20 protein-coding genes are annotated in these 24,509 nt (G+C 54.7%); 12 read left to right on the top strand and 8 right to left on the bottom strand.

The genetic code is table 11. The annotated features are described in order from the left end of the window. Positions 1-47 precede the first annotated feature (47 nt). From PSSD_RS09630 to PSSD_RS09640, 3 genes are read right to left on the bottom strand one after another with little or no spacing between them, the layout of a single operon-like run. Positions 48-1,298 (bottom strand): c-type cytochrome, encoded by a 1,251-nt coding sequence (locus PSSD_RS09630; protein WP_058971018.1) that lies wholly within the window; start codon positions 1,296-1,298, stop codon positions 48-50. Positions 1,299-1,302: 4 nt separating this feature from the next. Next, complete coding sequence (locus PSSD_RS09635; protein ID WP_058971021.1) at positions 1,303-3,072, bottom strand: GMC family oxidoreductase; 1,770 nt, start codon at positions 3,070-3,072, stop codon at positions 1,303-1,305. A 37-nt stretch (positions 3,073-3,109) separates the two neighbouring features. Then, positions 3,110-3,841 (bottom strand): gluconate 2-dehydrogenase subunit 3 family protein, encoded by a 732-nt coding sequence (locus tag PSSD_RS09640; RefSeq protein ID WP_058971024.1) that lies wholly within the window; start codon positions 3,839-3,841, stop codon positions 3,110-3,112. A gap of 656 nt (positions 3,842-4,497) precedes the next feature. On the opposite strand from PSSD_RS09640, the gene PSSD_RS09645 reads away from it, so the two are divergent. The 3 genes from PSSD_RS09645 (at position 4,498) to PSSD_RS09655 (ending at position 9,140) form a co-directional block, all read left to right on the top strand. Continuing rightward, entirely contained in the window at positions 4,498-6,069 is a 1,572-nt protein-coding gene (locus PSSD_RS09645) for an ABC transporter substrate-binding protein (protein WP_058971027.1), read from the top strand. Positions 6,070-6,211: 142 nt separating this feature from the next. Continuing rightward, positions 6,212-7,714 carry a helicase HerA-like C-terminal domain-containing protein gene (locus PSSD_RS09650; RefSeq protein WP_058971030.1) on the top strand — a complete coding sequence of 501 codons (1,503 nt, stop codon included), beginning with the start codon at positions 6,212-6,214 and terminating at the stop codon, positions 7,712-7,714. Between the two features lie 145 nt (positions 7,715-7,859). Then, entirely contained in the window at positions 7,860-9,140 is a 1,281-nt protein-coding gene (locus PSSD_RS09655) for a DUF445 domain-containing protein (protein WP_058971033.1), read from the top strand. A 70-nt stretch (positions 9,141-9,210) separates the two neighbouring features. On the opposite strand, the gene lptG is transcribed toward PSSD_RS09655, so the two are convergent. Further along, entirely contained in the window at positions 9,211-10,287 is a 1,077-nt protein-coding gene (gene lptG, locus PSSD_RS09660) for an LPS export ABC transporter permease LptG (protein ID WP_058971035.1), read from the bottom strand. Continuing rightward, on the bottom strand, positions 10,287-11,387 hold the full coding sequence (lptF, locus tag PSSD_RS09665; RefSeq protein ID WP_058971038.1) for an LPS export ABC transporter permease LptF: 1,101 nt from the start codon (positions 11,385-11,387) through the stop codon (positions 10,287-10,289). Before lptF ends, lptG begins: the two co-directional genes overlap by 1 nt. Before the next feature lie 268 nt (positions 11,388-11,655). Here lptF and pepA point away from each other — a divergent pair, with 268 nt between their 5' ends. The 4 genes from pepA (at position 11,656) to PSSD_RS09685 (ending at position 17,202) form a co-directional block, all read left to right on the top strand. Continuing rightward, positions 11,656-13,167, top strand: coding sequence for a leucyl aminopeptidase (gene pepA / locus PSSD_RS09670; RefSeq protein ID WP_039327616.1), 1,512 nt, complete (start codon positions 11,656-11,658; stop codon positions 13,165-13,167). Positions 13,168-13,312: 145 nt separating this feature from the next. Further along, positions 13,313-13,774 carry a DNA polymerase III subunit chi gene (locus PSSD_RS09675; RefSeq protein ID WP_058971041.1) on the top strand — a complete coding sequence of 154 codons (462 nt, stop codon included), beginning with the start codon at positions 13,313-13,315 and terminating at the stop codon, positions 13,772-13,774. Positions 13,775-13,776: 2 nt separating this feature from the next. Further along, positions 13,777-16,632 (top strand): valine--tRNA ligase, encoded by a 2,856-nt coding sequence (locus PSSD_RS09680; RefSeq protein WP_058971044.1) that lies wholly within the window; start codon positions 13,777-13,779, stop codon positions 16,630-16,632. Between the two features lie 63 nt (positions 16,633-16,695). Continuing rightward, complete coding sequence (locus PSSD_RS09685) at positions 16,696-17,202, top strand: GNAT family N-acetyltransferase (protein ID WP_439654592.1); 507 nt, start codon at positions 16,696-16,698, stop codon at positions 17,200-17,202. Between the two features lie 37 nt (positions 17,203-17,239). Here PSSD_RS09685 and miaE read toward each other — a convergent pair whose 3' ends face one another. Together miaE and rraB are read right to left on the bottom strand one after the other, a co-directional pair. Continuing rightward, positions 17,240-18,001, bottom strand: coding sequence for a tRNA isopentenyl-2-thiomethyl-A-37 hydroxylase MiaE (gene miaE, locus PSSD_RS09690; RefSeq protein WP_039327609.1), 762 nt, complete (start codon positions 17,999-18,001; stop codon positions 17,240-17,242). A gap of 60 nt (positions 18,002-18,061) precedes the next feature. Beyond that, positions 18,062-18,484, bottom strand: a complete 423-nt coding sequence (gene rraB / locus PSSD_RS09695; protein ID WP_039327607.1) for a ribonuclease E inhibitor RraB — start codon at positions 18,482-18,484, stop codon at positions 18,062-18,064. A gap of 163 nt (positions 18,485-18,647) precedes the next feature. On the opposite strand from rraB, the gene argF reads away from it, so the two are divergent. From argF to PSSD_RS27435, 5 genes are all read left to right on the top strand, one after another. After that, positions 18,648-19,655, top strand: coding sequence for an ornithine carbamoyltransferase (gene argF / locus PSSD_RS09700; RefSeq protein ID WP_039327605.1), 1,008 nt, complete (start codon positions 18,648-18,650; stop codon positions 19,653-19,655). Between the two features lie 233 nt (positions 19,656-19,888). Beyond that, positions 19,889-20,824: an aspartate carbamoyltransferase gene (gene pyrB, locus PSSD_RS09705; protein WP_058971050.1), complete on the top strand. Its 936-nt coding sequence runs from the start codon at positions 19,889-19,891 to the stop codon at positions 20,822-20,824. Positions 20,825-20,834: 10 nt separating this feature from the next. Further along, complete coding sequence (gene pyrI, locus PSSD_RS09710; protein WP_039327601.1) at positions 20,835-21,299, top strand: aspartate carbamoyltransferase regulatory subunit; 465 nt, start codon at positions 20,835-20,837, stop codon at positions 21,297-21,299. A gap of 203 nt (positions 21,300-21,502) precedes the next feature. Further along, complete coding sequence (ridA, locus tag PSSD_RS09715; protein WP_034826478.1) at positions 21,503-21,889, top strand: 2-iminobutanoate/2-iminopropanoate deaminase; 387 nt, start codon at positions 21,503-21,505, stop codon at positions 21,887-21,889. A gap of 181 nt (positions 21,890-22,070) precedes the next feature. After that, the gene (locus PSSD_RS27435) at positions 22,071-22,283 is read left to right on the top strand and encodes a hypothetical protein (RefSeq protein WP_167347666.1); all 213 of its coding nucleotides are present in this window, start codon (positions 22,071-22,073) and stop codon (positions 22,281-22,283) included. 17 nt (positions 22,284-22,300) lie between these two features. On the opposite strand, the gene PSSD_RS09720 is transcribed toward PSSD_RS27435, so the two are convergent. After that, positions 22,301-24,509 (bottom strand): family 20 glycosylhydrolase (locus PSSD_RS09720; protein WP_058971053.1); only part of this gene is annotated, 2,209 nt, incomplete at its 5' end.

Below are 24,509 nucleotides of genomic sequence, written 5' to 3' on the forward strand. Positions count from 1 at the left end.
CATTCACATTGTAGGGTGCGCATTGATGCGCACCTGATTTTCAATCTTTATTTCAATGCCTTACGTACGTCCGCAACCTGATCTTTGGTCACCGCTGGCGCATTGTTGCTCCAACCCTGACGGATAAAGGTCGCCAACTGCGCCACTTCATCGTCCGTCAAACGCTGGCCAAAGCCCGGCATCGCCAGTGTTGACGGTGCTTTTTCAGTCGATGGCTGCTGCGCACCCGCAAGGATGGTGTGGATCAATCCGGTCGGATCTTTGGCATTTACAATTGTTGCCTGATCCAGCTCCGGGAAGATACCTGGCGCACCTTTGCCGGTCACGAAGTGACACGCACCGCAGTTATCGATATACAGACGCTCACCTTCCGACAGATTTTTCGCTGCGGTCAGTTTCGCTTCCGTTGCCTGCTGCTTCTGCACGTTGTACGCCTGCAGCGGCGGGTTGCCGCCGATAAACTTCAGGTAAGCGGCAATCGCTTTCAGATCGGCATCGGTCATGTGGGAGCTGGAGTGCTCAATCACTGACTTCATCTCTCCGCCCACTGCCGCTTTGTCGTTACGGCCGGTTTGCAGGTAATCAACGATCTCCTGCTCGCTCCAGCGCGGCAAACCACGCAATGACGGCACATCCCAGTTATTCAGGCTGCCACCGGCCAGGAACTGATCGTCACCACTATCCAGCGCTTTCTCGTTCATGCCCAGACCGCGTGGCGTATGACAGCTGCCGCAGTGGCCAAGACTTTCCACGATGTAAGCACCGCGGTTCACTTCTTCAGACGCGCCACCAATCGGCTGGAACGGCTTGTCAGAGGTGAACGCCCAGTTCCAGAAGCGCATGCCCCAGCGCTGGCTGAACGGGAAGCTCAGTTTGGTCTCTTCTGGCTGCTCGCTGCTCGGCTTCACGCCTTTCATGAAGTAGACATACAGCGCATGCATGTCTTCATCACTGATTTTGGCGTAATCCGGATAAGGCATCGCCGGATAGAGGCGTGAACCGTCTGGCAGTACGCCTTTACGCACCGCATCAGAGAACTGCTGCTCGCTGTAGTTGCCGATACCGTGTTCTTTGTCAGGCGTAATGTTGGTGGAGTAGATGGTGCCGAGATTCGACTCAATCGCCAGACCACCGGCATAATCCGCCTTGCCCGCCACGGTATGGCACGCCATACAGTCGCCAAGGCGTGACAGGTATTCGCCCTGCTTGATCAGTGCGGCTTCATCTTCCGCGTGTGCCTGTACCGCAAAGCTTCCCAGCAGCACGGCGTTAGCGATTAACAATGATTTTAATTTCATGTGCTTATGCCTGTACCAGTGGGCCGGGGTTTTTCAGATAGTGTTCTTTGATCGCCTGCGCCGCCATCAGGGTAATCGCGCCGATGGTATCGGTTGGGTTCGCCTGGAAGTTTTGCGGGAAGGCGTTACCGCCCGGTACAAACACGTTATGCACATCCCAGCTCTGCAGGTATTTGTTCAGCGCCGAGGTTCTTGGGTTATCGCCCATCACGGCACCGCCCACGTTGTGGGTGGAAACGTATTTGGTCAGGTCAAAGTCCGCGCCCATTGGCAGGAAGCTCATGCTCATGCTGTCGGGATTCAACTCTTTAGCGATATCACCGACGATGCCTTTCAGGTGCTGTTGCAGCTTGAGTTCGTTCTCTTTCCAGTTGAACGTCATGCGCAGCAGTGGCTGACCACGATGGTCGGTGTAGTGCGGATCCAGATCCAGATAGATATCGCGATACGACTGGCAAGTGGTCGTGATGCTAATCTTCATGGAATGGTTGTACCACTGCTCCAGCCCCTCTTTGTAACCCATACCCCAGCTTGGCGTGCCTTTCGGCAGTGCTGCAGCCATTGGCGTACCGGTGGCCTGTGAACTGTGGATCTTCGCGCCGCCGAGGAAGCCAAGGCCTGGACCGTCGAAGTTGCCTGGTGAGATGTCGTTGAACATCTGGCCCGTCGCGCCCGCAGTAGCGTAAGAGTTGAAGTTCTTGTCTTTGAAGAACAGAGTTGCACCGCCGTTCGACAGGAACGCGTAGTTACGACCTACCACACCCTCTTCAGTGATCGGGTTGTACGGCTTGCCAATGCCGGACAGCAGCATCAGACGCACGTTGTACAGCTGGAAGCTGGAGAGCACCACGATTTTGGCCGGCTGGAACACTTCATTGCCGTCCACATCGAAGTAGAGAACGCCCTTCGCGGTTTTGCCATCATCATGCAGAACCACTTTGTACACTTCAGCGTGCACTTCGTATGAGAAGTTCGGCAGACGCTTCAGCGCATCCATCACCGCAGTTTGTGGTGAGGCTTTCGAGTAGTTCAGGCACGGATATTTCGAGCAGTAACCGCAGTAGTTACAAGGCGCAATTTGGTTGCCGTACGGGTTTTTCCACGCGCGTGAAACGCACGCAGACGGGTTCGGGAACGGATGGTAACCGAGTTTAGTGGCGGCTTCTTTGAACATCACGTTGTTCAGCGTGTCTTCCAGCGCTGGCAGCGGATAAGGTTCAGAGCGTGGTCCTTCAAACGGATCGCCGCCTTCCAGAATCTGACCGCGCAGGTTGCCGGTGTTACCCGACTGGCCGCAAATCAGTTCAAATTTGTAGTAATACGGCTCGATCTCTTCCCAGGTGAACGGGAAGTCCATCACGCGCATATCTTCCTGCAATACGCCTGGCTTGTAAGCCTGATCGACATAGGTCTTCAGCTTGATGTCGGTCGGCGTTGGACGAATCAGTACTGCCGTCCAGTGCATACCTGCGCCACCCACTCCAGTACCCGGAGCAAATGCGCCCCATTTACGGGTTGGCAGTGCCGTCTGGCTCATGTTGTAACGCACGGTGACCGCCACTTCTTTCGGCGTCGCGAACACTTTGTTACGTACATTGTAGGCGTATTCATCCGCCGGTTTCGGGTAGGCGAAATCCGGGTAATCACGCTCACCGCCACGCTCTAACGCGCGTACTTCTAATCCTGCTAATGCCAGTTCGATACTCATCAACGAACCGGCCCAGCCGAGGCCGCAAACGACGACGTCGACTTCTTTCTTTGTAATCTGTGCCATGTTAATCCTGTCTCACATACCAAATACGGGGGGAGGCTTACGCGCGCTCACCCAAGAGGCTGACCGGTCCCAGCGGGTACGGCACGTTGTGCTGTTTCACCCATTCGGTGAAGCTGGCACGCGCACCAGGGAAGCCGATAGCAATCCAGGCTTTCATGCCTTTGTTGCCGCCGTACATTGGATCGGCGAGGTAGCCGTGTTTGGTATCTGCAAGCAGTTGGCCAAAGAACTGCGAGGCTTTCAGGTTCGGCTCGCCCAGTGCAGCGAAGTCAATACCGTCGTTTTTGTTGACCTTGGTCAGCACCGCATCTTTCTCTTCCAGCGTCAGTTCATGGAAGGATTTTTGATAGGTGCTTTGCGTCCACTGCTCCACCAGCTTGATGCCAGTGTGATAAAGCTCTTGCGGAGTGAACGGAATCTGATACCCCATGGTGGCAGGCGCATGCACATCAAATGGACCCTGCATGTAGATTTCGCCGCCAAACTCAGGCGTATGTAACTGCTGATCGATAAAGATTGGTACGTTGGTTTCCAGTGCACCAGGTGCTTTGCCATTACCACCGGCCGGAATCAGACGATCGGTCGCAGCCAGAATGAACTGCCACTCCTCCGCGCTGAAAAAGATCGGTTTATAGTCGGCGAGTTCAGGTGCTGCCATTTCCGCAGCTTGCGCCGCAGTTAATCCCTTAAATACCAGGTCGCTTAATGGCAAAGCCAACAGCGACCCGAGTAAAAACTTACGTCTGGTGGTCGGTTTATTAAGAAGCATGGCGCGACGACTCTCACTTGCTAAGAAAGATAATTATTTTTGTTAATGGCTTTATAAATCGGTAAATAACCTGGCAATCTTAGGGATACAGATATTTCTTAATGTAAAAATTAAATTAAAAATGTGTTTTGATGAGAAACCATCATCATGTTGAATTTAGGTTAAGGACTGGTAAAGGGCTTTCGAGGCGGGAATTTCGCTTTTAACCGTACAAATGCTGTGTTTTTAGCAATGCGTGATGGGCAACTGACCAAAATTGATCGCACAGAGAAATAATCGCGCAAATAAACCGATAAAAATAAATCATACTTCCATACAAGAGAATCATTCTCATTAATAACATTTTATTTACTTTATTGACCAGTACATGAACGATCTATTTCCTGAAAATGACAGGCGGCGCACAAAATAAGTGAAATAATCGCCAAATGTTATCATTTGTTAATTTCTGGCACAGCTCAGAACAAACCGGCATTTTGCCTGAGCAGCAGCAGCGATATACCTTAAATAATTCGAATTGCAGCAAGGCGGCAAGTGGGTGAATCCCCAGGAGCTTACATCAGTAAGTGACTGGGGTGAGCACGCGCAGCCAACGCAGCTGCGGTTCGAAGTATGAAGGGTATAGAGTCAATTGATTTATCACTCGGATAATATAAATGCGTGCATTGATTATGTTGGTCACTTTATGGATCAGCGCGTTTGCGCTGCAGGCTGCCACCCCGAAAGACACACTGGTGGTCGCCGTGCCGTTGGATGGCATCATCAGTTTCGACCCGGCGGAAAGCTTTGAAACCGTCAGCAACAGCGTGCAGCGCAACATCTACCAGACGCTGGTGGAAGCGGACCGCAACACGCCGCAGAAACTGTCTCCGTTGCTGGCAACCTCATGGCAGACCGGCAGCACGCCACACAGTCTGGTGTTTAACCTCAAGCCGGGTGCTCACTTCTCCAGTGGCAATCCTGTGACGCCGCAAGATGTGATCTTTTCACTGACGCGCGCTGTGCAGTTGAACAAAGCGCCTTCTTTTATCCTCGCTGAGTTTGGCTGGACCAGCGCGAATATCGCCAGCCAGTTTAAGGTGCTGAATGACCATCAACTGGAGATTCAGTGGCCAGCCGCGATTGGCCAGGATCTGGCACTGCGACTGCTGACCGCGCCGGTGGCATCGGTGGTGGACAGCCAAACTGTGCAGCAACACGCTGCAAATAACGATCTCGGTAACGGCTGGCTGCACACCAATACCGCTGGCAGTGGCGCCTTCACCATCCAGCAATATGTGCCACAGCAGGCGCTGGTGCTGAGCGCCAATAAGCAGGCTAATCCACAGCCGCACCTGAAGCGTATTTTGCTGAAAGGTGTGGCCGATGCCGGCGCACGTCGTCTGTTGATTCAGCAGGGTGATGTCGATGTGGCTTACCAGCTGGGACCGGATCAGATTGATGCGCTGAAAAGCGATAAAAACCTGCGCATCGATGCCTTCCCCTCAAGCCTGGTGTATTACCTCGGCTTTAATACGCAGAACAAAGCACAGCCCGCGCTGGGTAATCCGGCCTTGTGGGAAGCGGCGCGCTGGTTGGTAGACTATCAATCCATCTCAAAGGATCTGCTGAAAGGGCAATACAGTATTCACCAGAGCTTCCTGCCGCAGGGCTTCGACGGTGCGCTGGACGATCAGCCATTCCATTACGATGTCGCAAAAGCCAAAGCGATATTGGCCAAAGGCGGCATTAAACCGGGCAGCAAATTTGCGCTGACGGTGATCAATCAGCCGCCTTACATTGATGTGGCGCAGGCGCTGCAGGCCAGCTTCGCCAAAGCGGATGTGCAAATTGAATTGCAGCCAGTGGCGGAATCCGAGCTGTGGAGCAAAATGCGCGGCCGTGATTTCCAGTCGATCTTTATCTACTGGGGCGCGGATTACGTAGACCCCAACACCAATGCCAGCGCCTTTGCCTACAACGTGCCGGGCGGCTCGAAAACCCTGGCGTGGCGTGTAGGTTGGGAGATACCAGAACTGAGCGCGAAGACGCGGGCAGCCGCAGGAGAAAGTGATGCCGCTAAGCGCCGTGCGTTGTATACCGATTTGCAAAAGACGGTTCAGCAGAACTCGCCGTTTGTGGTGCTGCTGCAAGGGGCGCAGCAGGTCGCGGTGCGTAATAACGTCAGCCATGTCCAACAGGGGATCGGGGTCAGCCTGCTGTATTTTGATGCGGTGCAGAAGCAGTAACGTCAAATTACTCACACTGATGTAGGGTGCGGCCATCAAGCTGCGCCCTACAAGATACCCATCGTGGCGCAATAAATTGCGCCGCCACCAGCCTCACTTGCTATTCTTTCAGGCATAACCTGTTGCCTGCGAGTGAAAAAACATGACCACCCCGCTCTTGATTGCTCAAACGCCTGACATCCAGTTATCCCTACTTTCCAATATGGCCAACCGCCACGGCCTGATCACCGGCGCTACCGGCACCGGGAAAACCGTGACGCTGCAAAAAATCGCCGAATCCTTCTCTAATATTGGCGTACCGGTCTTTATGGCCGACGTGAAAGGCGATCTGACGGGCGTGGCCGCTGCCGGGGAAGGTTCGGAAAAACTGCTGGCGCGACTGGAGAAGATCGGTGTGACCGACTGGCAAGCGCAGAAAAATCCGGTGATGGTGTGGGATATTTTTGCCGAGAAGGGTCATCCGGTCCGCGCCACCGTTTCCGATCTCGGTCCACTGCTGTTGGGGCGTTTGCTCAACCTCAATGAGGTGCAATCCGGCGTATTACAAATCATCTTCCGCATTGCAGACGACCAGGGCTTATTGCTGCTGGATTTCAAAGATCTGCGCGCCATGACGCAGTACATCGGCGATAACGCCAAATCCTTCCAAACCCAGTACGGCAATATCAACAGCGCCTCGGTAGGCGCTATTCAGCGCGGTCTGCTGGCGCTGGAGCAGCAAGGTGCCGAACACTTCTTTGGTGAACCGATGCTGGATATCCGTGACTGGATGCGCTGTGACAGCGAAGGCAAAGGGTTTATCAATATCCTGTCCGCAGAGAAGCTGTACCAGATGCCGAAACTCTATGCCACCAGCTTGCTGTGGCTGTTGGCTGAGTTGTACGAGCAACTGCCGGAAGCGGGTGATGTGGATAAGCCAAAAATGGTGTTCTTCTTTGATGAAGCGCACTTGCTGTTTACCGATGCTCCGCCGGTTTTACTGGAAAAAGTCGAACAGGTGATTCGCCTGATTCGCTCCAAAGGCGTTGGCGTTTACTTCGTGACGCAGAACCCATCTGATATTCCTGACAACGTGCTCGGTCAGTTGGGTAACCGCGTGCAGCATGCCCTGCGCGCCTTCACGCCAAAAGATCAGAAAGCGGTGAAAAGCGCCGCCGAAACCATGCGCGCCAATCCCGCCTTTGACACGGTCGAGGCGATTCAGGCTCTCGGTACCGGCGAAGCACTGATTTCATTTCTTGATGAAAAGGGCAGTCCATCAATGGTGCAGCGCGCAATGGTGATCGCGCCTGGCTCACGTATGGGGCCGATCAATCAGGATGAGCGTAACGGGCTGATCAACAACTCTCCTTTGTACGGTAAATACGATACCGAAGTGGATCGCGAATCTGCATTTGAGATGCTGCAAAAAGGGGTACAGGCCGCGCCGCAGCAAGCCAATGCGCCGGAAGCCAAAGGCAATAACGTCGACGTTGATGATGGCATTCTGGGTGGGTTGAAGGACATTCTGTTTGGCACCACCGGACCGCGCGGCGGGAAGCGCGATGGTGTGGTGCAGAGCGTCGCTAAAAGCGCGGCGCGTCAGGTGACCAATCAGATCATTCGTGGGGTGCTGGGCAGCCTGATGGGCGGGCGTCGTCGGTAACCTGTTGATTTAATGTGCCATCCGTAGCGGCGCTCTGTCCGCGGGAATAAGTTTGCAGGCCAGCGCGATGAATCGCGCCGCTACGCTTGGGTGCCAGGGGGCGTACCTTGGCGAACAGAACTCTGTGGTCTGCTAAGATCGGTATATGGATAAACATCAACAACTCATACGGAGTAAGCGCTTAGCGCTGTCGTTGCTGCTGATTGCCGCCGCGACTTTTGTGGTCACGCTGTTTCTACCGCCCAATTTTTGGGTGCTGGGGCTAAAGGCGGTTGCGGAAGCCTCGATGGTCGGTGCGCTGGCGGACTGGTTTGCGGTGGTGGCGCTGTTTCGTCGTGTGCCAGTGCCATTTATCTCACGCCATACGGCGATTATCCCGCGTAATAAAGATCGTATCGGCGAGAATCTTGGCCGCTTCGTGCAAGAGAAATTTCTCGATACCGACTCACTGCTGGCGCTGATTCGTCGCCATGATCCCTCGCAGCTGCTGGCGCAATGGCTCAATACCCCCGGCAATGCCGAACGCATCGGCCGTCATCTGTTACAGGTGATGCGCGGTTTTCTCGACCTGACTGATGATGAACGTATTCAACGTTTTATCCGACGCGCGGTGTACCGGGCGCTGGATAAGGTCGATCTCACGCAGTCCAGCGCGCTACTGCTCGACAGCCTGACCAAAAACAATCGCCATCAGGAACTGCTGGATGCCGCCGTTCAGCAACTGTTACGCCTGCTGCATAAGCCCGGTACGCGAGAGTTTATTGCCACGCAGATTGTGCGCTGGCTTAAGCGCGAGCATCCGATCAAGGCCAAAATGCTGCCAACCGAATGGCTGGGCGAGCACAGCGCAGATCTAGTGGCGAATGCGGTCGATTCGATTCTGGACCAGGTGGCACTCGATCAGGGCCATGAATTGCGGCTCGGTTTTAACCGTGCGGTACAACGGTTGATTGAGAAGCTAAAAACCGATCCCGAAATGGCGGAGCGTGCCGAGGTGATCAAGAACTGGTTGAAAGAGGATGAGTCACTGAATCGCTACATCGGCGAACTGTGGCAAGACCTGCGCAATTGGCTTAAAGCGGATCTCGCCAGCGATGATTCCCGTGTTCAGGAGCGCGTCAGACTGGCGGCGCTGTGGTTCGGTGAAACTCTTGCCGCCGATGAAACGCTACGCACCTCAATGAATCAGCATCTGGAAGACGCCGCACGCAGCGTGGCACCTGAGTTTGCCGAGTTTCTGACGCGCCACATTAGCGATACGGTGAAAAGCTGGGATGCGCGAGAGATGTCACAACAGATCGAGTTGAACATCGGCCGCGATTTGCAGTTTATTCGCATCAATGGAACCTTGGTGGGCGGGACGATTGGCCTGGTTCTGTATCTGTTGTCGCAGTTGCCGGTTCTAGTAGAGACAATTCGGCAATAAAAAGGTCGCCATCAATGGCGACCCTACTTCGGTTTCGTAGGGGGCCGCATTCATGCGGCCCACTCTTCAATCAACGGCGTTTCAGCAGCATATACAAGCTTATCGCGAAGAACGCGGCGCTTGGCAGGATGGCACCCAGAATCGGCGGGATGCCGTAAACCAGGCTGAGCGGGCCGAAGATCTGGTCCAGTACGTAGAACAGGAAGCCAAAGCTAATACCCGTGACCACACGTACCCCCATCGAGACGCTACGCAGCGGACCAAAGATAAACGACAGCGCCATCAGCATCATCACCGCAACCGACAGCGGCTGGAAGATTTTGCCCCACATATTCAGCAGATAGCGTCCGGAAACCTGGCCGCTCTGCTTGAGATATTTGCTGTAGTTATACAGGCCGCTGATCGACAGCGCGTCCGGGTCCAACGCCACCACACCGAGTTTGTCGGGAGTCAGGTTAGTTTTCCATTCCCCGCCCAGACTCTGTGAGCCGGTGATTTGCTTGGCATCGCTGAGATTGGACTCATCCACCTGCGACAGCACCCACAATTTCTTATCCGCATTCCAGGTGGCACTTGCGGCATAACGCACGCTCTGCAAACGACGCTGATCGGTGAAGGTATAGATGCTGACACCATCAATCTCGCTATCGCTTTTGATGCGTTCGATGTAGATGAAATCATGTCCATCTTTTGCCCATAAGCCACTCTGGGTCGACATCAACGAACCGCCATACAGCTGCTGTGCACGGTAGTTACGCGCCATCTGCTCGCCCTGAGGGGCGACAAATTGTCCGATGGCCATGGTCAACAGCACCAGCGGGATCGCGGTTTTCATCACGGCCAGCGCGACCTGCAGACGGGTAAAGCCCGATGCCTGCATGACGACCAGTTCACTGCGCTGTGCCAATGTCCCCAACCCCAGCAGCGCACCCAGCAGCGCCGCCATTGGGAAGAAGATTTCGATATCTTTTGGCACGCTGAGCAGCGTGTAATAGCCAGCGTCCAGCGCGGTATAGGCGCCCTGCCCGGTTTTACGCAGCTGATCGACGAACTTGATGATGCCCGACAGCGACACCAGCATGAACAGCGTCATCATGATGGTATTGAAGATGGTTTTACCGATATAGCGATCAAGGACCTTAAACATCACACCGATCCTCCACGGCTAAAGCGGCCACGAATGCGTCGCATCGGTACCGTATCCCACAGGTTCAAGATCACCGCCAGCGCCAGGTAAGCGAGGTTCACCACCCACATCCAGATGGCGGGATCGAACTTGCCTTTCGCCGCGTTAGATCGCAACGAACTCTGTAACAGGAAGAAGATCAAGTACAGCAGCATAGCGGGCAGCATTGACAGCACACGGCCCTGGCGTGGGTTGACCACACTCAACGGCACCACCATCAGCGCCATCACCAACACGGCAAACACCAAGGTTAAACGCCAGTGGAACTCCGCCTGGAACTGCGGTGTTTTGTTCTTATATAGCGTGCTGATACTCGCCTGATCGGCGTCGTTCGGATCGAGCGTGGCTTCCTTGTAGCCCACCAGCGCCTGATAATTGGTGAAATCCGTGATACGGAAATCGCGCAACATGGCCGTGCCTTCAAAGCGCGTGCCTTTATCCAGGGTCACCACCTGCGAGCCGTCTTTACGCTGCTCCATATGACCGCTGTCGGCTAGCACCACTGAAGGACGTGCATTCCCTTTCGGACGCAGCTGCGCCAGGAACACGCTACCAAAATGGTTGCCTTTCACGTTTTCCACGAACAGCACGCTATTGCCGTCGCTGGAGGTCTGGAACTGACCCGCCGCGAGCGCTGCCGCACCTGGGTTGGCCTTGGCATTTTGCGTCACTTCATCTTGATAACGCGATGACCATGGCCCTAACCAGATGACGTTGACTGCCGCTACCGCCGAGGTGAGCAACATCAAAATCATCGCGGCCTTAACCAGCACGCTTTTGCCCAGTCCGCAGGCATGCATCACCGTGATTTCACTTTCGGTGTACAGCCGCCCAAGGGTCATTAAAATCGCCAGAAACAAGCTTAGGGGCAGGATAAGTTGTGCCATTTCAGGCACGCCAAGTCCTAACAATGTCAGAACCAGATTTGTTGGGATCTCGCCATCCACCGCAGCACCCAAAATCCTGACTAACTTCTGGCAAAAGAAGATCAGTAGCAGGATGAAGAGGATAGCCAGCTGGCTTTTGAGCGTTTCCCGAACCAGATATCTAATGATGATCACGCTTAGTACGCCTGTGATAACTTGTCTTTTTGCAGGAAAATCGCTAGTTTCAACGCTTATCAGCCATTTTTCTTCATCAATGGCCGTCATCGTAGCTAAAATAGTATGACGAACGCGTTAGAGTGGTGAAAAAACAACACATTTCCACCCCTACTCATTATGACCGCCAGCGTTAAATTGTCATGGCGTCGCAACAAAATAATGGGTTACGAACGCGCTACATTCTAACGACAGCTAAGGCCGTTGTCTTTAAGATTCAGGAGAGTGCATGGAGTTCAGTGTAAAAAGCGGTAGTCCGGAAAAACAGCGTAGCGCCTGCATCGTTGTTGGCGTTTTCGAACCGCGCCGTTTATCACCTATTGCCGAGCAGCTGGATAAAATCAGCGACGGCTACATCAGCGCTCTGCTGCGCCGCGGTGAACTGGAAGGCAAGGTTGGCCAGACGCTGTTGCTGCACCATGTGCCGAATATCCTGTCCGAGCGCATCTTGCTGATCGGCTGTGGTAAAGAGCGTGAGCTGGATGAACGCCAGTACAAACAGGTGATTCAGAAAACCATCAACACGCTGAACGACACCGGCTCAATGGAAGCCGTATGCTTCCTGACTGAACTGCACGTTAAAGGGCGCAATACCTACTGGAAAGTTCGCCAGGCGGTGGAAACCTCGAAAGAAGCGCTCTACAACTTCGATCAGTTAAAAAGCAATAAGGTCGAACCGCGTCGTCCGCTGCGTAAGCTGGTGTTCAATGTACCAACGCGCCGTGAACTCACCAGTGGCGAACGTGCTATTCAGCACGGTTTAGCGGTGGCAGCCGGTGTCAGAGCCGCCAAAGATCTCAGCAACATGCCGCCGAATATTTGTAACGCCGCGTATCTGGCGTCGCAGGCGCGTCAGTTAGCCGATGCCTACAGCAAAAATGTCACCACGCGTGTGATCGGCGAACAGCAGATGAAAGAGCTGGGCATGAACGCTTACCTGGCGGTCGGTGCCGGTTCGCACAATGAATCGCTGATGTCAGTGATTGAGTACAAAGGCAGTACCGATCCGGAAGCACGTCCGATTGTGCTGGTCGGTAAAGGCCTGACCTTCGATTCCGGTGGTATCTCGATCAAACCGGCTGACTCGATGGATGAGATGAAGTACGACATGTGCGGTGCGGCCTCAGTGTACGGCGTGATGCGCATGGTGGCGGAACTCAATCTGCCGCTGAACGTGGTCGGCGTGCTGGTCGGCTGTGAGAACATGCCGGATGGCCGCTCGATGCGTCCTGGCGATGTGCTGACCACCATGTCCGGTCAGACCGTGGAAGTGCTGAACACCGATGCCGAAGGCCGTCTGGTGCTGTGTGACGCGCTGACCTACGTTGAGCGTTTCGAGCCAGAAGTGGTGATTGATATTGCTACTCTGACCGGTGCTTGCGTGATTGCACTGGGTCACCATGTCAGTGGTTTGATGTCAAACCACAACCCACTGGCACACGAGCTGATCAGTGCTTCCGAGCAGTCCGGTGACCGTGCGTGGCGTCTGCCAATGGCCGATGAGTATCAGGAACAGCTAGAATCCAATTTTGCCGATATGGCGAACATTGGTGGCCGTCCCGGCGGTGCTATCACTGCCGCCTGTTTCCTGGCACGCTTCGCCCGTAAGTTTAACTGGGCACACCTGGATATCGCGGGCACCGCATGGCGCTCTGGCAAGGCCAAAGGTGCCACTGGTCGCCCGGTTCCTTTGCTGTCGCAGTTCCTGTTGAACCGCGCGGGTCTGAACGGCGACGATTAAAGTCTTCTGCGATCATTGAAACGGTGCGCATACATGCGCACCCTACTGGACTTGTAGGGTCGCCTTTAATGGCGACCTTATTATTGGACGCAGCGGACTTGCTGAAGCACAATGCCCCACAGTCATCAATGGAAATAACCCCGCCATGAAAAACGCCACTTTCTATGTGATGGAGTCAGAAAGCGCCAGCGACGGCCTCAGCGCCATCGAAGCCCTGGTGTGCGATCTGGCCGAAACACGCTGGCGTGACGGCAAGCGCATACTGATTGCCTGTGAAAACGAAGAGCAGGCCAACCGTCTGGATGAAGCGCTATGGCAGCGCCCCGCCAACGCTTTTGTGCCCCATAACCTGGCCGGTGAAGGCCCGCGTTACGGTGCGCCGGTGGAACTGGCCTGGCCGCAGCGCCGTGGCAGTTCACCGCGCGACCTGTTGATCAGTTTGCTGCCACAGTTCGCAGATTTTGCTACGGGTTTCCATGAAGTGATAGACTTTGTTCCTTACGAAGAATCCTTAAAACAACTAGCGCGCGACCGCTATAAAGCCTATCGCAGCGTTGGTTTCCAATTGAATACGGCGACGCCACCTCCGCCGCAAACGACAGTGTAGAAATGGAAAAGACATATAACCCGCAAGATATCGAGCAGCCGCTCTACGAGCACTGGGAACAGCAGGGCTACTTTAAACCGAATGGCGATACCAGCCAGGAAAGCTTTTGCATCATGATCCCGCCGCCGAACGTCACCGGCAGCTTGCATATGGGTCACGCTTTCCAGCAGACCATCATGGATACCATGATCCGTTACCAGCGTATGCAGGGGAAAAATACCCTGTGGCAGGCAGGTACTGACCATGCCGGTATCGCGACGCAGATGGTTGTTGAACGTAAGATCGCCGCTGAAGAGGGCAAAACCCGCCAGGATTATGGTCGTGACGCCTTCATCGACAAAATCTGGCAGTGGAAAGCGGAATCTGGCGGCACGATTACGCGTCAGATGCGTCGCCTCGGCAACTCCGTGGATTGGGAGCGTGAGCGCTTCACCATGGATGAAGGCCTGTCTAACGCGGTGCGTGAAGTCTTCGTCCGCCTGTATAAAGAGAACCTGATTTACCGTGGCAAGCGCTTGGTGAACTGGGATCCTAAACTGCGCACGGCTATCTCCGATCTGGAAGTGGAAAACCGCGAGAGCAAAGGCTCTATGTGGCATATCCGCTATCCACTGGCTGACGGCGTTAAAACTGCAGAAGGTAAAGATTATCTGGTGGTTGCCACCACCCGTCCGGAAACCCTGTTGGGCGATACCGGCGTGGCGGTGAATCCGGAAGATCCGCGCTACAAAGATCTGATCGGCAAAGAGCTGATCCTGCCGCTGGTGAATCGTCGCATCCCGATCGTTGGCGATGAGCACGCGGACATGGAAAAAGGCACCGGCTGCGTGAAGATCACCCCTGCGCATGACTTTAATGACTATGAAGTCGGTCGTCGTCACAAGCTGCCGATGATTAACATCCTGACCTTTGATGGCGATATCCGTGAACGTGCGGAAGTGTTCGACACCAATGGCGAAGTCAGCGACGAGTGTGCGGATGAGATCCCAGCCCAGCTCCAGAAAATGGAACGTTTCGCGGCGCGTAAAGCGATTGTGGCTGCGGTTGACGAAATCGGCCTGTTGGACGAAATCAAACCTCACGACTTGACCGTTCCTTACGGCGACCGTGGCGGCGTAGTCATCGAGCCAATGCTCACCGACCAATGGTATGTTCGCACCGCTCCGCTGGCGAAAGTCGCGGTTGAAGCGGTAGAGAATGGCGATATCCAGTTCGTACCAAAACAGTACGAAAACATGTACTTCTCGTGGATGCGTGACATTCAGGATTGGTGCATCTCACGTCAGCTGTGGTGGGGCCACCGTATCCCTGCATGGTACGACAACGACGGTAACGTCTATGTTGGCCGCACGGAGCAAGAAGTGCGTCAGGAAAATAACCTGGCTGACGTGGTCGTTCTGCGTCAGGACGACGACGTGCTGGATACCTGGTTCTCATCCGGTCTGTGGACGTTCTCCACCCTGGGTTGGCCAGAGAATACTGAAGCGTTGCGCACCTTCCACCCAACCAGCGTGCTGGTGAGCGGCTTCGATATTATCTTCTTCTGGATCGCGCGCATGATCATGCTGACCATGCACTTCATCAAAGATGAAAACGGTAAGCCGCAGGTACCGTTTAAAACCGTCTATATGACCGGTTTGATCCGTGATGAAGAAGGCCAGAAGATGTCGAAATCGAAAGGTAACGTCATCGATCCACTGGATATGATCGACGGGATTTCACTGGAAGATCTGCTGGAAAAACGCACCGGTAACATGATGCAGCCACAGCTGGCTGAGAAGATCCGCAAACGTACCGAGAAGCAGTTCCCGGACGGTATTGTGGCATCCGGTACCGACGCATTGCGCTTTACCCTGGCGGCGCTGGCCTCAACCGGCCGCGATATTAACTGGGATATGAAGCGTCTGGAAGGCTATCGCAACTTCTGTAACAAGCTGTGGAACGCCAGCCGTTTCGTGCTGATGAACACCGAAGAGCATGATTGCGGTCAAAATGGCGGCGAGATGAAGCTGTCGCTGGCAGACCGCTGGATTCTGACCGAATTCAACAGCACCGTGAAAGCCTATCGTGAAGCGCTGGATAGCTATCGCTTTGATATCGCTGCCAACATTCTGTATGACTTCACCTGGAACCAGTTCTGTGACTGGTATCTGGAGCTGACCAAGCCAGTGATGGACAACGGTAGCGAAGCGGAACTGCGCGGTACGCGTAATACGCTGGTGACCGTGCTGGAAGCCTTGCTGCGTCTGGCGCATCCGATCATTCCTTACATCACCGAAACCATCTGGCAGCGTGTGAAGGGTCTGAAGAACATCGATCACGATACCATCATGCTGCAGGCCTTCCCGCAGTTTGACGCGGCGAAAGAAGATGCCGAGGCGAAAGCCGATATCGAGTGGATGAAGCAGGCAATTGTCGCGGTGCGTAACATCCGTGCTGAGATGAACATTTCTCCGGGCAAACCGCTGGATGTGTTGTTGCGTGATTGCTCCCCTGCGGCACAGCGTCGCGTGGAAGAGAACCGCAACTTCCTGTCTCGTCTGGCGCGTCTGGCCAGCCTGGAGATTTTGCCTGCGGGTGAGAAAGGACCACTTTCAGTCACTAAGATTGTAGAAGGCGCTGAGTTGCTGATCCCCATGGCGGATCTGGTGAACAAAGAAGCGGAGCTGGAGCGTCTGGCGAAAGAGCTGACCAAGCTGGATGTAGAGATTGAGAAGATCCAAGTCAAGCTGGCGAACGAAGGCTTTGTTGCTCGTGCACCGGAAGCAGTGGTGGCGAAAGAGCGCGATCGCATCGTTGAGCTGGAACAATCAAAAGCAAAACTGATTGAACAGCAGGGCGTGATTGCGGCATTGTAAGCGCATCAGTCCAATTGCTAAATCATAGCCGGGCACTGCCCGGCTTTTTTACACCGGAAGAGAATGATGACCACCGCTACGCCACTGAATTTGCAGGTGCGCCCGATTACTGCGGCCGATAACCCTCTCATTGCGCAAGTGATCCGTGATGTGTCCGCGGAATTCGGCCTCACGGCAGATAAAGGCTACACCGTTTCGGACCCCAACCTCGATCGGCTGTTCGAACTCTATAGCGAAGCCCATAGCGCATACTGGATCGTTGAGCATGACGGTGTGGTGGTTGGCGGCGGCGGTGTGGCACCGCTGGCGTGTAGCGCGCCGGATATCTGCGAATTGCAGAAGATGTACTTCCTGCCGCAGGTGCGCGGTTTAGGTCTGGCGCGTGGGCTCGCGCTGCGTGCCATGGACTATGCCCGTCAACAGGGCTTTCGCCGCTGCTATCTGGAAACCACCGGCAGCCTGACGCGAGCGATTAAGCTCTACGAGTCGCTGGGATTCGAGTTGATTGATAACGCCATGGGCTGCACTGGCCACGGTGACTGCGAAGTACGGATGCTGAAGGTACTGTGATGCAGACATGAGGGCGATTCTCGCCCTCACCCCAACCTTAAAACGCTGGCACACCACTGTGAAAACGCAATTCGCCATCAGGCTCGCTGATCAAACGCGCCTCAGCCTCACCAAAAGTCTGCACGCGTGGGGCAATATCCTTCACAGAGATCTGTTCCGCCAGCTTCAGGTAATCCTGATAGTGGCGTGCTTCAGAACGCAGCAGCGAGATGTAGAATTTCTGCAGCTGATCATCAAGATACGGCGCAAGGCTGGCAAAACGTTCGCAGGAACGCGCTTCGATATACGCACCGCAAATCAACTTATCCACCAGCGCATCGGGTTCATAGGTGCTGATTTCGCGAATCAATCCTTTGGCGTATCGGCTGGCGGTGGTTTTGCGGTATGGCAAACCGCGTGACTGCATAATCTCCCAGACCTGATAAAAATGATGCAGCTCTTCTTTGATCAACAGCACCATCATCTCGACTAAGTCATCCGCCCACGGCAGTTCGTTACGCACAATGATGCTTTTGGTCAGATTCTTATGCGCATTGATAAAGTTGCTGTCCGGCTCATCGCGATAAATGAAATCTTCATAAGGTTTGAGCCACGCCAGAATGGCATCGCCACTCGGCTTATCGGCCACATACTTACGAATAATAAACACCGCAGTTTGTGCCGCCTTAAGCTCACACACCATGTGATCGGTGAGCAGCAGCGTCAGGTTTTCCGGTTTGCGCGCCTCATCAATCCACGCTTGTGGCGTGCGGCAATGCAGAAAATTATGAATGGGTTCTAACAGGGGAGCGTAGTTCATCGGCGTTCTTTATGCTGGCGGGAGAAGTCAATCAGGGCGGCAGCTGCCGCCCATTAAGGCTTAGTGACGCACACCGTCGTCTTCTTCGTCGTCGATGAAATCACCGTCGTCATCTTCATCTTCGGCGTCTGGATCTTCAAAGTAGGTGCCCCAACCGTCGTAATCGACGTTGAATTTACCCGCCAGATTCACCAGCTGCTCAACCTGCGCATCAATCAGTTCGGCTTTCAGCGCCCCTTCGCTCAGGATGTCCACGCACATCACGGTGCCGCCCTCTTCCAACTCCAGCTCTTCCGGTTCGCTGACCTCAAAGCCCAGTTTGAAAGCTTCCACCGCCACTTTTTCCAGTGAGTCGAAGTTGTTGCAGGAGAGGTGATGCTCGATAGTGTAAAGCGCATCCGGATCGCTGCCGTCCTCCAGCAACTCTTCAATGATCAGGCGGGTTTCTTCGCGCTGTTCTTCCAGCAATGCTTCGTATGCCATGGGCGTGTCCTCAAAATGTTCGGCGTGAATGCAATTATTTTCCCACACTGCCTCGCGCGCCACTACACAAAACAGAAAGTTTCTTAACGCCGGGGTTGAAAATGCATATTCATACGGTTAGATTGAATTTTAATTCATTATTGATCCACATCTGGAGCGCTGTATGAGTCAGCTGTATTCGAGACACTTCCTGAGATTGCTGGATTTCACCCCAGCTGAAATCGCCAACCTGCTCAATCTCGCAGGTGAATTAAAACACGCAAAGAAAAATGCCACTGAAACCCAGTACCTGAAAGGCAAGAATATCGCGCTCATCTTCGAAAAAGACTCGACCCGTACACGATGCTCTTTCGAAGTTGCCGCATACGATCAGGGCGCTAACGTGACTTACCTCGGCCCAAGCGGCAGCCAGATTGGCCATAAAGAATCGATGAAAGACACCGCGCGCGTATTGGGCCGTATGTATGACGGTATCCAGTATCGTGGCTTCGGTCAGGAACTGGTCGAAACCCTGGCAGAGTTTGCCGGTGTCCCTGTGTGGAACGGTTTGACCACCGAATTCCACCCTACGCAGCTGCTGGCCGATTTACTCACCATGCAAGAGCACTTACCGGGTAAACCGCTCAGCGAGATGACGCTGGTGTACGTGGGTGACGCGCGCAATAACATGGGCAACAGCATGCTGGAAGCTGCTGCACTGGTTGGGCTGGATCTGCGTCTGGTGGCACCAAAAGGCTGCTGGCCGGAAGAGCAACTGGTGGAACAGTGCCGCGTGGCGGCGCAGCAAACCGGTGGCAAAATCACGCTGACCGAAGACATTGCCGAAGGCGTGCAAGGTGCGGATTTCATCTACACTGATGTTTGGGTGTCGATGGGCGAAGCCAAATCGGTGTGGGAAGAGCGTATTGCGCTGCTGCGCCCGTATCAGGTGAACAGTGCGATGCTGGCGCTTACCGGCAATCCACAGGTGAAATTTCTGCACTGCCTGCCTGCCTTCCATGATGACCAAACCACCTTGGGCCGTCAGATGGCAGAGCAGTATGGCCTGAATGATGGCATGGAAGTGAGCAACGAGGTGTTTGAGTCAACGCACAGTATCGTGTTCGATCAGGCCGAAAACCGCATGCACACCATCAAAGCGGTGATGGTGGCAACGCTGGGTAAGCCGTAAAAGCAAACGTTTACCCCGTGCGCGATTTCTGCTTGATGCAAATCAGTGAATGCGTATAATGCGCCACAATTTGCCGGAGGAAACATGCAACAGCGCAGCGTACAATTTGCCGCTCTACCCCGCCTGACCACAGGCGATGCACCTGTTTCTTTCCGTCATTCATTGATCGTAAAAAAGCCCCTTAAGCAGGGGCTTTTTTTTGTCCGCAATCCGGCAGCGCAGAGGAGAACGCTATGGCCAACCCGCTATATCGCAAGCACATTATTTCTATTAACGACCTCAATCGCGATGAGCTGGAGCTGGTGTTACACACCGCCGCTCAGTTGAAGGCGCATCCCCAGCCGGAACTGCTGAAGCACAATGTGATTGCCAGCTGTTTCTTTGAAGCCTCCACCCGTACGCGTCTCTCATTCGAGACGGCGATGCATCGTTTAGGCGCATCAGTGGTGGGCTTCGCCGATGGCAGCAACACCTCGCTGGGCAAGAAGGGCGAAACTCTCGCAGACACCATTTCCGTGATCAGCACTTACGTGGATGCGATTGTGATGCGTCATCCACAGGAAGGTGCGGCACGACTGGCCACCGAGTTCTCCAGCGGCATCCCAATTCTGAATGCCGGAGACGGCGCGAACCAGCATCCAACACAAACATTGCTGGATCTGTTCACCATCCGCGAAACCCAAAGCCGCCTCGACAACCTGAATGTGGCCATGGTCGGTGACCTGAAATATGGTCGCACCGTGCACTCGCTGACGCAGGCGCTGGCCAAGTTCACTGGCAACCGTTTTTACTTTATCGCTCCCGATGCACTGGCGATGCCGTCTTACATTACTGACATGCTGGATGAGCAAAACATTGTGTGGTCGCGTCATGACAGCATCGAAGAAGTGATGCCAGAACTGGATATTCTCTACATGACGCGCGTGCAGAAAGAGCGCCTCGATCCTTCCGAGTACGCCAACGTGAAGGCGCAGTTCATTCTGCGCGCCGCGGATTTAGTCGGTGCCCGCGATAACATGAAGGTGCTGCACCCATTGCCGCGTATTGATGAGATCACCACTGATGTCGACAGCACGCCGCACGCCTGGTATTTCCAGCAGGCAGGCAACGGCATCTTCGCCCGCCAGGCCTTGTTAGCACTGGTACTCAATAGCGAACTGGCCCTGTAAGGAGAAACCGATGACTCACGATAATAAATTGCAGGTTGAAGCCATCAAACGCGGCACGGTGATTGACCATATTCCCGCGCAGGTCGGTTTTAAATTGCTGTCACTGTTCCGTCTGACCGAAACCGATCAACGCATCACCATTGGCCTGAATCTCCCTTCTGGCGAAATGGGCCGCAAGGATCTGATCAAGATCGAGAACACCTTCCTGACCGACGATCAGATCAACCAGCTGGCAGTATACGCGCCACTCGCCACGGTAAATCGCATCGACGATTACGAAGTGGTGGCCAAGATCGCCCCTACGCTGCCGGATCGCATTGAGCGCGTGCTCACCTGTCCGAACAGCAACTGCATCAGCCGCAGTGAACCGGTATTCAGCAGTTTTGCGGTGAAGCAGCGTGATGATGATGTGCACCTGAAGTGCAAATACTGCGAGAAAGAGTTCGCGCGCCACGTGGTTCTCGGCCACTGGTAATCACTCGTGTCGCCACTAAACTCAAAACAATTCGAGGTTCAGGAAGGCGGCAAGTGCATGAATCCTCAGGAGCTTACACAAGTAAGTGACTGAGGTGAATGCACGTAGCCAACGCACCTGCAACTCGAAGTATGAAGGGTATATAATGGGGCGATCATTTTCGTGATTGGCAGGTGTCAATCGCACACTTTCAAGGAGAAACAATGTCTCGCGAAATCAGCACTGAAAAAGCACCCGCAGCAATTGGCCCTTATGTGCAGGGCGTGGATCTTGGCAGCATGATCATCACTTCAGGCCAGATTCCCGTGGATCCGGCGACCGGGGCCGTGGCGGATGATGTCTCTGCGCAGGCGCGTCAGTCGCTGGAGAATGTGAAGGCGATTGTTGAAGCCGCTGGCCTGAAAGTGGGCGACATTGTCAAAACCACCGTGTTCGTGAAAGACCTGAATGACTTCGCCACCGTAAATGCCACTTATGAAGCCTTTTTCACTGAGCACAACGCCAGCTTCCCAGCGCGTTCTTGCGTAGAAGTGGCGCGTCTGCCAAAAGATGTGAAGATTGAAATCGAGGCGATTGCAGTTCGCCGTTGATTTAAAACATCGCGCAATAAATTGCGTAATGTATGTCAGTTAAGGACTCAGGCTGCTTATTGATAAGTGGCCTTTCTTTTCTGTGCGGGCAATGTGCCCTTTTTGACAACTCACACTGAAGCTAATGAGCCGGCTGGGGCCGCACCGGGGCAGGCATTCCGCAGCGCTGAGCTGAACGAGTATGCCAGGAGAGCCCGCAGGACGCGGGCGAAAGGTGGCGCTGGAACATGGATGTTCCATCGGCACCGGTCCGTTAAGGCAGACGAGCGAAGTGAAGGCACCGCGTAGCGGCGCGAGGACCGCCAGCCCCGGTGCGGCTCCAGACGGCGTTATCGTCAGTCGCTTAACTGACGAGTATTACGCCATAAATTTCGCCGCACAAATGTTTGCTTAACCTAGCGGCGCGATCGGTTATTTAGACGCTCGCAACAGCTTCTCCAGCGGACGAACCAGCGCCAACACCGTCTCATCCTGCACCTGTGCAGCGGCATCCAGTTTGGTATGCATGTCGGCCACTTCACTGGCGCCGTACGCCTGATTGCGCTGCATCGCATTGACCAAATCCAGCCCCATCCGGCTCAGTTGCGCCACTTGCTGTGCCTGCTGCTGCAACGGCTTAAGCTGGTAATTCGCTAAAATCAGCGGCATCACCGCATCGCTGTTGTTTTGCCAACGCTGTAGCTGCTGGCGAATGGCGTTAGCAGCGGCGTGATCCTCTCGGTTGGCAATCAGCGCATCCACCTGTTTATCCAGCAAGCGCACCGGCTCGCTTTCGGCTGGCAGCACATCCGCCAGGCGATTGAGCGGCTCAAAGTAATCATAATGCCCTGCCTGGAACTTCAGATGCTGGCGCGTGTAGTACTGTGCCGGTTCCAGCACTTCCGCCAGCACGCGCAGCGGTGTAATGTCGCTGGTATTCGCCAGACGCATCATCTGCACTTCCGCCTGCTGATGCTGCTGAAGCCCCACCGACACCGTGCCCCAACGATCCACCGCGCTCAGGCGCTGATACATATTGTCGCTGTCCGTGACATCCTTCGCAGACCACAGGCGTTCTGCCACCACAAAGGCGCGCGGCCACAGGCGGGTATCAATCACCCGGCTATTGACGTTTTCCGCCCACAGTGCCGCTTCACCGCCCATCAGGTTATTTTGCATCTGTTCCGGCGAAGGCACGGAAGGTTGAATCCCAGCGGGCACCTGAGCCAGCTTGCTGCCTTCAGCCGGATAACGCACATTGCCCACCAGCATATAGCCAGTCAGTTTGTCCTGTGTCAGCGTGACCATCGGCTGGAAAGGCCCCATCCAGGTATCAACGCTAAACGTTAGCTGAGTGGGCGACAGCCAGCGAATGTCGCTGACCATCCGCCGCGCTTTGCCACTAAAGTCAATAAATCCACGCCAGCCGCTTTTGCCTTCCACCAGGGTGAAGCTGCCTTTTACCGGGCTGCCTTTCAGGCGCGGCATGGTGAACTGCCAGCTCTGCGCCTGCTCATCGGCTTGAATCTGGTCCTGGCCATTGAGGCCCTGCGGCCAGGGTTCGTTGCGATAGTGATAGGCCGCAGTTTGGGGCTGATCAAGATAGAAACCGGTTGAGAGAATGCCGCGGAAATCGTGTTTTGCCGCCTCTCCCAACGCATCTTGCCCCTGCCAGGATTGGATCAAAATACTTTTCGGCAGATCGGGATGATAGACCTCATCCCAACCAATCATCCGGCGTTGGTGGGCTTCGAGGATCTTCTCAACACGCTGATTGAACCATGCCTGCAAGGCGTGCGTGTCTTTCAGGCCGTGGTCGCGCATAAACTGCTGAATCTTCGGTGAGTCGTTCCATTGTGTTGGATCGACTTCATCACCACCGATGTGAACATAAGGATCGGGGAAGATGGCCGTCACCTCCCCCATCAGCGTATCGATAAAGGTAAACACCGCTTCGTTGCTGGGATCGAGTAACGGTTTAAACACCCCCCAACCGCGCTCCATCTGATAAGGACCCGGCGCACTCAGCAGTTCAGGCATCGCCACGGCGATCGCGGAAGCGTGTCCTGGCACGTCAATTTCTGGCACCACACGCACGCCGCGCTGGGTGGCGTAACGCACCACATCGCGCATCTGCTGCTGAGTGTAGAAGAGACCATCGCTGGCCTTCTCCTGTAACTGTGGATAGTGGCTTGAAGCAAAACGCCAGCCTTGGTCATCCGTCAAATGCCAGTGGAATACGTTCATGCGCGCAGCGGCGATACCATCAATCTGTCGCTTGACGGTTTCGATCGGCAGGAAGTGGCGCGCCGAATCGATCAGCACCCCGCGCCACGGGAATCGCGGTTTATCGTCTATGGTGACGTAAGGAATCTGCGTTCCCGTCTCATTATTCTCAATCAACTGCAGCAGCGTTTCCATGCCGCGCATCGCACCAAAGCGCGTGTTGGCTTTCAGCAGTACACCGCTGCTGTTGACCTCCAGATGATAGCTCTCATCGCTGTCAGGCTGCGGCAGCGGGTCAATCGCTTGGGCGATTTGTACCTGAATAGTGGCCGGGTTGCTCGGTGCACTGGCGGGCAGCAGTGGCCAGCCAGTCTGGCGCGAAATTCGCGCGCGCCAGCGGGCTTCCGCGCCCTCC

The organism is Type-D symbiont of Plautia stali (assembly GCF_001485335.1).
Classification (GTDB): Bacteria; Pseudomonadota; Gammaproteobacteria; order Enterobacterales; family Enterobacteriaceae; genus Pantoea; species Pantoea vagans_C.